General features: G+C 71.7%; 6 protein-coding genes. All 6 read right to left on the reverse strand.

Annotated elements, in window-relative coordinates; genetic code table 11:
• Positions 1-2,661 (reverse strand): dTMP kinase (tmk, locus tag AWZ10_RS11725; RefSeq protein WP_060891031.1); only part of this gene is annotated, 2,661 nt, incomplete at its 3' end.
• A 213-nt stretch (positions 2,662-2,874) separates the two neighbouring features.
• Positions 2,875-5,706: a type I DNA topoisomerase gene (topA, locus tag AWZ10_RS11730; RefSeq protein WP_046707521.1), complete on the reverse strand. Its 2,832-nt coding sequence runs from the start codon at positions 5,704-5,706 to the stop codon at positions 2,875-2,877.
• 310 nt (positions 5,707-6,016) lie between these two features.
• The gene (locus AWZ10_RS11735; protein ID WP_046707520.1) at positions 6,017-6,214 is read right to left on the reverse strand and encodes a hypothetical protein; all 198 of its coding nucleotides are present in this window, start codon (positions 6,212-6,214) and stop codon (positions 6,017-6,019) included.
• Positions 6,215-6,312: 98 nt separating this feature from the next.
• A complete protein-coding gene (locus AWZ10_RS11740; RefSeq protein WP_060891030.1) occupies positions 6,313-8,601 on the reverse strand; it encodes a serine/threonine-protein kinase in 2,289 nt (762 codons plus the stop codon).
• Positions 8,602-8,898: 297 nt separating this feature from the next.
• The gene (locus AWZ10_RS11745) at positions 8,899-10,431 is read right to left on the reverse strand and encodes a DUF7059 domain-containing protein (RefSeq protein ID WP_046707518.1); all 1,533 of its coding nucleotides are present in this window, start codon (positions 10,429-10,431) and stop codon (positions 8,899-8,901) included.
• Between the two features lie 286 nt (positions 10,432-10,717).
• On the reverse strand, positions 10,718-11,332 hold the full coding sequence (locus tag AWZ10_RS11750; RefSeq protein ID WP_046708026.1) for a hypothetical protein: 615 nt from the start codon (positions 11,330-11,332) through the stop codon (positions 10,718-10,720).
• Between the last annotated feature and the right edge of the window lie 152 nt (positions 11,333-11,484).

Here is an 11,484-nt window from a genome sequence, read left to right on the forward strand (position 1 = left end):
CTCGGCCTCGGCCCTCTGCGCCGCGACCCTCTCCGCCTCGACCCGGGCCGCCCGCTCGGCCTCCGCCGCAGCGGCCACCCTCCGAGCGTCCTCGGCCCGGAGCAACGCCTCCTCGGCCTTCCGCTGCTTCTCCAGGCGGAGCGCTTCCGCCTCCGCCCGCAACCGCTGCTCCTCCGCGGCCTGCTTGCGACGCCGTTCCTCCTCGACCCGCCGCCGCTCCTCCTCCTCGGCACGGGCCTTCTCCTCCGCGAGGAGCCGCGCCTGCTCCTCCTCGGCACGACGGCGCGCTTCCTCGGCCCGCTGCCGGGCCTCCTCCGCCTGCCGTTCCGCCTCGCGCCGCTGAGCCTCCTCCAGCTCGCGCCGCTTGCGCTCCTCCTCCTCGGCCCGCAGCCGCGCGAGCTCCTCCTGACGCTCCCGCTCCAGCCGCTCCTCCTCGGCCTTCCGCGCGGCCTCTTCCTCGGCCTTGCGCCGCGCTTCCTCCTCGGCCTTGCGCCGGGCCTCCTCCTGCGCCTTCACCTCGGCCTCGGAGAGCGGCAGCATCACATCGAGCCGGGCCCGGACCACCGTGGTCACCGCCTCGGGATCCTGCGCGGCGTCGACCACCAGATAGCGCCCGGCATCCGCGGCGGCCAGCGTCAGGAACCCCGCCCGCACCCGCTCGTGGAACTCGGCCGGCTCGGACTCCAACCGGTCCGGCGCCTCGGTGAACCGCTCCCGCGCCGCCTCGGGCGACACATCCAGCAGCACCGTCAGATGAGGCACGAGCCCATCGGTCGCCCACCGCGAGATCCGGGCGATCTCCGTGGGCGAAAGGTCCCGCCCGGCTCCCTGATAGGCCACGGACGAATCGATGTACCGGTCGGAGACGACGACGGCACCCCGCTCCAGGGCGGGCCGCACCACGGTGTCCACATGCTCGGCACGATCCGCCGCGTAGAGAAGCGCCTCAGCCCGATGCGACAGCCCGGCACTCGACACGTCCAGCAGAATCGACCGCAGCCGCTTGCCCACCGGAGTGGCCCCCGGCTCACGCGTCACCACGACCTCGTGCCCCTTGGCCCGGATCCACTCGGCGAGCGCCTCGACCTGGGTGGACTTCCCAGCACCGTCACCGCCCTCCAGGGCGATGAAGAACCCGGTCCCGGCAGGCGCCTGTACCGGATCGTCGCCCTTCAGCAACGCGTCCCGCAGATCCTTCCGGAGCGGCACCCCGGACCGGTCGTCGACCTTGGCCAGCACCAGCGCGGCCACCGGCAGCAGCAACGCGCCGACCAGCATCAACGTGAACGCCGCACCCCCGTGCGCGAACACGAACTTGCCGCTCTCCAGCCGGTGCGGCCCGATGACGGCGGCGACCAGCGGAGCGACGAGCACCGCCAACGCCGCGAACACCCGTACGACGGCATGCAGATGCTCGGTGGTCCGCGCCCTACGGAAGTCCTCGGCCTCCTGGTCGAGCAGGGTGTGCCCGGTGTTGGCGGCGATCCCCGCGCCGGCTCCGGCCAGCCCCAGGATCAGCACCACGCTCGTGACATCCGGCGTCAGTCCGGCGGCGAGCAGCGCGACACCGGTGAAGGCGATCGCGAGGGCGAGCAGCCGACGCCGGGACAGCGAGGGCAGCACGGACGGCGCCCGACGGATCCCGACGACCACACCACCTGTCAGCGCGGCGACGAACAGCCCGTACAGCACCGGACCGCCGCCCAGATCCTTGGCGTGCAGCACGGCGACGGCGACAGCGGCCGCGACCGCACCGGCGACCGCCCCGCACGCCGGCACCAGGAGCGGGATCGCACCGGTGCGTCCCTTGTCCACGCCCGTGCCGGTCTTGGGCCGGCGCAGCCCCTCCAGCGGCGACCGCGCGCGCGGGGTGCGAGTCTTCGGCAGTTCGAGGAAGGTCACCAGGGACAGCGAGGCGGCGAACAGCCCCGCGGCGACGTACGAGGCCAGCGCGGCCTGGTGCTGTCCGAACCAGTCGAGACCCGCACCCAGCAGATTGTTGAGCAGCGACGCGACGACGAGGACCGTGGCCGCGAGAGGCACGGCGACGAATCCCGTACGCAGTGCCAGGCGCCGCAGCGCGTCCATGTGGTCCGGGAGCGGCCGTACGGTCGCGCCCTCGAGCGGCGGCGCGGGCAGCAGCGCGGGCGCCGCGCTCTCCCGGCAGACCGTCCAGAACCGCTCGGCGACACCGGCCACGAACGCGGTGACCAGCAGCACCGCGAGCGCGTTCTCCGGCGTCCAGTCGATCCACAGGGGCGCGACGATCAGCAGCAGGACCCGCACCCCGTCCGCGCCGACCATGGTCCAGCGGCGGTCGAGCGGCCCCTCCTGCGCGGTCAGCGAGGTGAGCGGCCCGAGAAGTACGGCCCCGAAGAGCAGGGTCGCGAGGGCACGCGTACCGAAGACGGTCGCGACCGTCAGGGCGACGCCCCGGTATCCACCGCCGAAGGAGCCCTCGATGATCGCCGCCTGGAAGGCGAGGAGCACCAGCACGAAAAGGGCGAGGACATCGCCCACACCGCCCACGAGTTGTGCGCCCCACAACCGTTTCAGCTGAGGTCGGCGCAGCAGTGCCCGCACGGCGCGCTCCCTGGAATCGGCTACCAGGGCGTCGTCGGAGGCCGGGTTGTGGGCCGTCGGCTGCTCGGCTCGCATCATGCTTTCAGCCTATCGGCACCCACCGACACTCCGAAGCAGCGCCCGAACGCACGCACACCGCACAACCAAGTCGCACAAAACCCGCACACATTCAGCAAAGCCGAGGCGACCATTCAAGCCACCGCTCGGCGCCACCGCCCCCGAAGGGGCGCGGGGAACTGCGCGACCAGCCACACTCGGCCCGCAGCCGCACAGCACCCGCACCCCGAGCGGCTAGGCGCCTTCCCCGGCCGCCGTCGCCTTCTTCGCAGGAGCCGCCTTCTTTGCCGCAGCCGTCTTCGAAGTCGCCGTCTTCTTGGCAGCGGTCTTCTTCGCCGGCGCAGCCTTCTTCGCGGCAGTCTTGGTCGCCGTCTTCTTCGCGGGCGCCTTCTTCGCCGTCTTCTTGACGGGAGCCTTCGCCCGCTTCTCGGCGAGCAGCTCGAACCCGCGCTCGGGCGTGATCGTCTCCACGCTGTCCCCGGACCGCAGCGTCGCGTTGGTCTCGCCGTCGGTGACGTACGGCCCGAAGCGGCCGTCCTTCACCACGACCGGCGCCTTGCTGACGGGGTCCTCGCCCAGCTCCTTCAGCGGCGGCTTGGCGGCTGCCCGCCCGCGCTGCTTGGGCTGGGCGTAGATCGCCAGCGCCTCTTCGAGGGTGATCGTGAAGAGCTGGTCCTCGGTCTGCAGCGACCGCGAGTCCGTGCCCTTCTTCAGGTAGGGCCCGTACCGCCCGTTCTGCGCGGTGATCTCCTGGCCCTCGGCGTCGGCCCCGACGGTCCGCGGCAGCGACATCAGCTTCAGCGCATCGGCCAGCGTCACCGTGTCCAGCGACATCGACTTGAACAGCGAGGCCGTACGCGGCTTGACCGCGTTCTTGCCGGTCTTCGGGGTGCCCTCGGGCAGCACCTCGGTGACGTACGGGCCGTAGCGGCCGTCGCGGGCGATGATCTGGTGGCCCGAGTCCGGGTCGGCGCCGAGCTCGAAGTCACCGCTCGGCTTGGCGAGCAGTTCCTCGGCGAGTTCGACGCTCAGCTCGTCCGGCGCCATGTCCTCGGGCACATCCGCCCGCTGGTGCCCTTCGGAGTCCTTCTCGCCGCGCTCGATGTACGGGCCGTAGCGCCCGACGCGCAGCATGATGCCGTCACCGACGGGGAACGACGACACCTCGCGGGCGTCGATCGCGCCCAGGTCGGTGACCAGTTCCTTCAGCCCGCCGAGGTGGTCCCCGTCACCGTTGCCGGCCTCGGCCGCCGTGCCGTTCGCACCCGTGCTCTCACCGAAGTAGAAGCGCCTGAGCCACGGCACCGCCTGGGCCTCGCCGCGCGCGATGCGGTCGAGGTCGTCCTCCATCTTGGCGGTGAAGTCGTAGTCGACGAGCCGCCCGAAGTGCTTCTCCAGGAGATTGACCACGGCGAAGCTCAGGAACGACGGCACCAGGGCCGTGCCCTTCTTGAACACGTATCCCCGGTCGAGGATCGTGCCGATGATCGACGCGTACGTCGACGGGCGGCCGATCTCGCGCTCTTCGAGCTCCTTGACCAGCGACGCCTCGGTGTAGCGGGCCGGGGGCTTGGTGGCGTGCCCGTCGACCGTGATCTCCTGGGCGGAGAGCGCGTCACCCTCGGCGACCTGCGGCAGCCTGCGCTCGCGGTCGTCCAGCTCGGCGTTCGGGTCGTCGGCACCCTCGACATAGGCCTTGAGGAAGCCGTGGAAGGTGATCGTCTTGCCGGAGGCGCTGAACTCGGCGTCCCGGCCGTCGGAGGCCGTGCCACCGATCTTCACCGTGACGCTGTTGCCGACCGCGTCCTTCATCTGGGAGGCGACCGTCCGCTTCCAGATCAGCTCGTAGAGCCTGAACTGGTCGCCGGTCAGGCCGGTCTCGGCGGGCGTACGGAAACGATCACCCGAGGGGCGGATCGCCTCGTGCGCCTCCTGCGCGTTCTTGACCTTCCCGGCGTACGTACGCGGCTGGGCCGGCAGGTAGTCGGCGCCGTACAACTGTGTGACCTGGGCGCGGGCGGCGCTCACGGCGGTGTCGCTGAGCGTCGTGGAGTCCGTACGCATATAGGTGATGAAGCCGTTCTCGTACAGCTTCTGTGCCACCTGCATCGTCGCCTTGGCCCCGAAGCCGAGCTTGCGCGAGGCCTCCTGCTGGAGCGTCGTCGTACGGAACGGGGCGTACGGCGAGCGGCGGTACGGCTTGGACTCGACGGAGCGGACCGCGAACCGCGTGTTCTCCAGGGCGGAGGCCAGCGCACGGGCATTCGCCTCGTCCAGGTGCAGGACGTTCGCGCCCTTGAGCTGCCCGACCGAGCCGAAGTCTCGGCCCTGGGCGACACGGCGGCCGTCGACGGACTGCAGGCGGGCGACCAGGGACGACGGGTCGGAGGCGTCACCGGCGCGGCCGGTCGCGAAGGTGCCGGTCAGGTCCCAGTACTCGGCCGAGCGGAAGGCGATCCGCTCCCGCTCCCGCTCCACGACGAGCCGGGTCGCGACGGACTGGACGCGTCCCGCCGACAGGCGCGGCATGACCTTCTTCCACAGGACCGGCGAGACCTCGTAGCCGTAGAGGCGGTCGAGGATGCGGCGGGTCTCCTGGGCGTCGACCAGCTTCTGGTTCAGCTCGCGCGGGTTGGCGACGGCGGCCTGGATCGCGGCCTTGGTGATCTCGTGGAAGACCATCCGCTTGACCGGGACCTTGGGCTTGAGCACCTCCTGGAGGTGCCAGGCGATGGCCTCGCCCTCGCGGTCCTCATCGGTGGCGAGGAAGAGTTCGTCGGACTCCTTCAGGAGGTCCTTGAGCTTCCTGACCTGCGCCTTCTTGTCCGCGTTGACCACGTAGATGGGCGCGAAGTCGTGCTCGACGTCCACGCCGAGGCGGCGCACCTCGCCGGTGTACTGCTCGGGCACCTCCGCGGCGCCGTTGGGAAGGTCGCGGATGTGCCCCACGCTCGCCTCGACGATGTAGCCGGGGCCGAGATAGCCCTTGATCGTCTTCGCCTTGGCAGGCGACTCGACAATGACGAGTCGGCGGCCGCCCTTCGCGGTCTCGCTGGTCGGGGACAACTTCGCTCTTCTCTCCGGTCGACGCTGGGGTTCCCCAGGCTTGCGTCCCGGGGCTGGCGCCCCCGGAGGCCGTTGCCTCGCACGGGGCTCGGCGGTCGGCCCGGGGGTCGGGTCATGCTGACGCTGCGGAGTGTGACGGTACATCCCGCCCCCGTGTCAAACGGGAAAAGCCCGCAACGGCCACTCGAACGGTAACCCGACTACCGCCATTCCTGCCGCCCGGCGTCTTCAGCGATCCGTTCGGGGCCGAGGCGGAGGGTCACATCCCGGTTACCCGGCCCGCTCCCCGGCACCGGCTCACCGGCCAGGCTCAGATCTGGGTGAGGCACCACGCGCCGAGCACGAGGGCGGTGACCGCCACGGTGCTCGCGAGCGTCGCCGACAGCGCGGGGCGCACCCCCTGGGCGACCGGCTCGCCCCGGCGCAGCCGTGTCGTGGTCCACAGCAGCAGCCCGCCCCCGAACAGGGAGAACACCACCCCCACGAAGATCGCCGGTCCGCTCTCCATGTCCCGTCCTCCCACCCCTCGACACCCCGGGACGGGAGGCTGGCACGGACGGGCAGCGGGCGCGCGAACCCCAGGTGAACGCGAGGCGTCCCGGGCTCTCAGACCGAGCCGGGCGTGGGTATCTTCCCGGTCGTCCTCGACACGTCGGCGTTGCGCACCGTGCACACCACCGTGTTGAAGCCCTTCTTCCATTCCTCTTTGTCGGTCACCCATCCCGACACGATCAGGTCAGCGCCGGGCGCCCAACTCGACTCGAACCTGTTGGTGCACAGCTTTCCGCCTTCGGCGAGGGCTCCGTCGAAGGTCATGTTGGCGGGTGCCTGGACCGATCCGACGACCTGGTCGGTGTGTGCTTCGGCACAGTCGGTCAGTGGGGCGTCGTAGCCCTCTTCCCTCGTGGTGTAGTCCCAGCAGTCGCCGACGGCCATCTGCGTGGGCCACAGGTTCGTGCCCACGTCACGGAGTCGGCCCACCTCGCCGCCGATCGGGACGTGCTTGCCGAGCACGAGACATGCCGTACCGCCCTTGGCCGCGGCGAAGCCCTCCTTCGTGGGGAGGAGCGCGTAGACCCCCGCGTCGGGCAGGGCCTCGGCCAGCCCGTCGGCCTGGCCTGCGCAGCGCTGCGCGCCGTCGGCCCTGGCGTCGGCATGGTCCGACGCCGTCGCCACGGCCACGACCTGACCGTCCGGCCAGTCCTCTTCGCAGTCCACCACGCCGAGGTCGGGCACCGACGCGAACGCCGCCCCCGTCCAGACCGCCTTGACGCAGTCCCCCACCTCCAGCGGCTTCTTGAGGGCCGCCTGCTCGCCGTAGGGGTACTCCGAGCCCGGCGCCGACACGAGCGCCTCCGGGGTCTCGGAGGGCTTGGGGTCCGGACCGCCCGTGAAGTTCACCGCGGCCCAGGTCCCGCCGCCCGCCACGAGCAGCACGGCGACCACGATCGCGACGATGCCCGCCGCGGGCACCTTCCGCTTCGGTCCACCGGGCGGCGGCCCTCCGGCCGTGATGGTCAGGAACCCCGCGTTCCCCTGCGGTCCGGCCCCGCCGCCCCTGTAGGGCGTCGACGGGTTGGCCGCGTAGGGCAGCGGCTGATGGCCCACGGTGCCGCCGTACGCCGGTGCCTGACCGCCGCCGTACGGCGTGGACCGGCCGCCGCCGTACGGGTTGTAGCTGTCGTAGGGACTGCGGGGCTGCTGCCCCTGCTGCCACGGGTCGTACGGTGCCGGGCCGCCCGCCGGGGTGTTCGGGGCCGAGGGCGCACCGGGTGTGTGCGGGGCGCCCGGGGTCTGCGGTGTGTACGGCGTGTGGGGTGCGCCCGGGGTGTTCGGGGTGCCTCCGAGGCCGTGCTGCCCGGCGGCCACGTACCCGGGTGGCGCGCTCGCCACGTACCCCGGGGGCGCACCGGGGGTCGCGTGACCGCCGGGCGTACCCGGTGTGCCGGGAGTACCGGGCGCCGGTCCGAAGCCCCCGGGCGCCGAGGCGGGGGTGGCTCCCCAGCCCGGCGGGGTCGGTGCGCCGCCCGCGCCGGCCACTCGCTCCAGTCCGCGTGCCACCGCCTCCGGCGACAGCCGGCGCACCGGGTCCTTGATGAGCAAGCCGTGCAGGACGGGGGCCAGTTCACCGGCGCGGACGGGCGGCGTCGGCTCCTCGCCGAGAAGAGCCGTGAGCGTCGCGTACTCGCCGTGCCGGTCGAAGGGGCCGCGCCCCTCGACCGCCGCGTACAGCGTGGCGCCGAGCGAGAACATGTCGGCGGCCGGTGTGGGCGGCTCGCCCCGCGCGCGCTCCGGGGCCAGGTACCCGGGGGTGCCGAGGATTCCGGCGGTGGCGGTGAGCCGGGGTTCGTGGGACTCCGGCTGGAGCGCGATGCCGTAGTCGGTGAGCAGCACGCGCGCGTAGAGGTCGCCCGAGGCATCGGCGGCCAGCAGGATGTTGGCCGGTTTCACATCCCGGTGCAGTATGCCGATCCGGTGCCCCGCCGTGAGCGCGTCCAGGACGGCGATCCCGATCCGGGCGACCTGCTCGGGCGGGAGCGGTCCGCGCTGCCGTACGACCGCCTGGAGGTCGATCGCGTCCGGCACGTACTCCATGACGATCCACGGCAGGCCGTCGTGGAGCACCACGTCGTGGACCGTCGCCACATGCGGGTGGCCGCGCAGCCGCGCTGCGTGCCGTGCCTCGCTGCGGGCCCGCGCGATCCGCTGGGCGGGCTCGGTCGCGTCCCTCGGGACGTCGGGCAGGGAGATCTCCTTCATGGAGACCTCGCAGGCCAACTCCTCGTCGTACGCCAGCCAGACCCGGCCCATGCCGCCCGCGCCCAGGGTGCGCAGCAGGCGGTACCGGTTGTTGATGACCCTTCCCCGGCCCTGCTCCGGCGTATCCCCCGCCATCGCGATCCCCCGATTCCCCCAGAGACAGCGCGTGCCTCCCCCGAGGACACGTCGAATCCGTCTCTTGAAAATAGCTTCGCACGCACCACTGACAGGAGCCCTTTTACGGACCAATCCAGCCAGAGGGGACACACGAGCCCCAGGAGTGCGCATACGCCTCACACGTCACGGGGACGGGCGTCGCGCGGGGTACCAGTACCGTCATCGGACGGTACGGAAATCGTCACCGGGCCCGCGAGTCACGGCGGCGCCACTCGGCGGCACCACTCGCCGGTGCCGGCCGCCGGTGCCGGCGGTTCACCGAGCCGGTTCGAGGAACCCCTGTTCGACGAGGAGCCGGATCTGGACCGGCGTGCGGTCGCGCAGCGCCACCGCGTCCTCGCCGACGAGCTGGGCGATGGCGTCCAGAATTCGCCCCGCGCTGAGCCTGCCGTCGCACACACCGGCGAATCCCGCACCGACCGTGTCCACCTTCGTGGCCCGGCGCATACCGCGGTTCTGACGCAGCACCACATGCTCGGGGTCCTCGGCGCCAGGCAGCCCGACCTGCTCCTGGACGACCTCGGCGGTGAGCCGGAAGTGCGCGGCGAGGAGCGCCGCGTCGTCGTGCCCCCGCAGGTAGTCGACGCGCGCGAAGTGCTGCCGCACGGTCTCGCCGAGCGGCTGTTCGACCGCATGCGGCCACTCCTCGACGGTGATCGAGGGCTCGGAGTCCGCGGCGGCCGCCTTCCGCAGCGTGATCCACCCGAACCCGACGCCCTTCACCTTCCGCGCCTCGAACTCGTCGAGCCACGCGTCGTACAGCGCCTCGTACTCGGCCACGTCACCACGGTGGTCGCCCGCGTCCCGCAGCCACAACTCGGCGTACTGCGTGACGTCCTGGACCTCCCGCTGCACGATCCACGCGTCGCACCCGCGCGGCACCCACGACCTGAGCCGCTCCTGCCAGTCCTCCCCCTCCACGTGCTGCCAGTTGGCGAGGAACTGCGCGAACCCGCCCTCGTTCAGCCGTTCCCCCGCCTGTGAAACGAGCGTGCGACACAGGTCGTCCCCGCCCATCCCGCCGTCGCGGTACGTCAGCCGGGCGCCGGGCGAGATCACGAACGGCGGATTGGACACGATGAGGTCGTACGTCTCGTCGGCCCCGACGGGCTCGAAGAGGGAGCCCTGGCGCAGGTCGGCCGCCGGTGCTCCGGAGAGTGCCAGCGTGAGCGCCGTGATGTGCAGCGCGCGCGGGTTGAGGTCGGTCGCGGTCACGCGCGTGGCGTGCTGCGCGGCGTGCAGCGCCTGAATGCCGGAGCCGCTCCCGAGGTCGAGGGCGGACCCGACAGCCGTCCGCACGGTGATCCCGGCCAGGGTCGTGGACGCCCCACCGACCCCCAGCACCACACCCTCGTCCCGGCTCCCGATCCCTCCGGCCCCGCCGACCGCGCACCCCAGGTCGGACACGATGAACCAGTCCTCACCACCGGGCCCGCCGTAGGGCCGCACGTCGACGGCGGCTGCGATCTCGTCGCCGTCCGCACCGACGCGAACGAGCCATCCACTCTCCACGCACGCGTCGACAGGCAGCACGCCCTCCACGCGCGCGCGGGGAACCGCCTGCTGCAACAGGAACAACCGCACGAGCGCCTCCAGCGCCGTGTCCCCCCGGGTCGCCCTGAGCGCCGGCACGACCTCACTCCGCGCCAGGGCCGCGTACGCGGAGGCACCGAGCAGGTCAAGAAGCCCGTCGGCGGTGAATTCGGCACCGATCAACGCCTCCCGAAGTCGCACAGCGACATCGGACCGGTCGGCAGAGGGCAGAGAAGACAGCCTGAAGTCACTCACACCGCTCAGCGTAGCCGCGCAACGTGACCCCGCTCAGCTGCGGGCAATCGAGCCGCTGGAGCGGCGCCCACCGGGCAGCGGCAGGAGCACGTCCATCTGTCCGGCTGCGGGCAGTCGTACACCTGGAGGGCATGGGGGGCCTCCCGCTCGAACCGAGCCGAGAGTGGGGAGAGGGTGGGCGCAGCGGCACCCGGCGAGCGCCGGTGGGCGAAACCCACCCCCTCCCAGCCCGACCGCCGGACAACCCATCGGGCCCGGCCCGGCCACCCCCCCCAGAAGGACCCGCTCAGCTCTTGGTCGAAGAACCCGGCGCGGACGCCACCCCGGAGGTGGTCGCGGACTTGCAGCTCTGCTGCTCGGCCATCGCCTGCCCCACCTCCCCCTTCTCCAGCTCCTTCAGCGCGTTGCTCCCGGTCTTGCTCAGCTTCTCCAGCTCGGTGGCAACCCCTTCGAGCCCGTCGGCGAACTTCGCCTGGTCCTTCGTGTTCAGCGCGTCCGACTTCTTCTTCAACTCGCCGTACGCCGTCGACAGCTGGTTCAGCTCGGCGACCGCGGCCTTCTGCTTCTTCTGGCCGTCCTCGACGTCCGGCGCCCCGGCCTGCTGAATGGCCGTCGCCATCGCCTTGTACGCGTCGGAGATGTCCTGGAAGCCCTGGGAGTCGGCCTTCTGCACGTCCGCCGGTGCGCTGTCGTCCGAGGTCTCCTTCTGGATCGAGGCGTTGGCCGCCGCGATCTTCTTGATCTGCGGCTGCACGGAGTCACAGACCAGCTTGGCCCAGGTGTTCAGCTTGTCGTTCGTTGCGTCGTCGCTGCTGCTGCAGCCGGACAGCGCCAGTACCAGTACCGCACCGCCGGACAGTGCGGCCGCGAGCTTCTTGTTCACCGGATTGGTCCCTTCCATGGCTCTCGGCCCCGGAACATACACGCCACATGGGCGACACCTGTGTGCCGAGCACCCCCAGTGCACCCTTTTGTAACCGTTTGCACCAAGAGAGAGAAGGCTCACGAAGCGCATCGGCATATGCGGAAGCGGGCGGACGGCGCGTCAACACG

Origin of the sequence: Streptomyces europaeiscabiei (assembly GCF_001550375.1) — a bacterium.
GTDB lineage: Bacteria > Actinomycetota > Actinomycetes > Streptomycetales > Streptomycetaceae > Streptomyces > Streptomyces europaeiscabiei.

Coding starts and splice junctions, on each gene's coding strand:
- AWZ10_RS11735 (WP_046707520.1), bottom strand. CDS start 6,214: ATGGAGAGCGGACCGGCGATCTTCGTGGGGGTGGTGTTCTCCCTGTTC.
- AWZ10_RS11740 (WP_060891030.1), bottom strand. CDS start 8,601: ATGGCGGGGGATACGCCGGAGCAGGGCCGGGGAAGGGTCATCAACAAC.
- AWZ10_RS11750 (WP_046708026.1), bottom strand. CDS start 11,332: ATGGAAGGGACCAATCCGGTGAACAAGAAGCTCGCGGCCGCACTGTCC.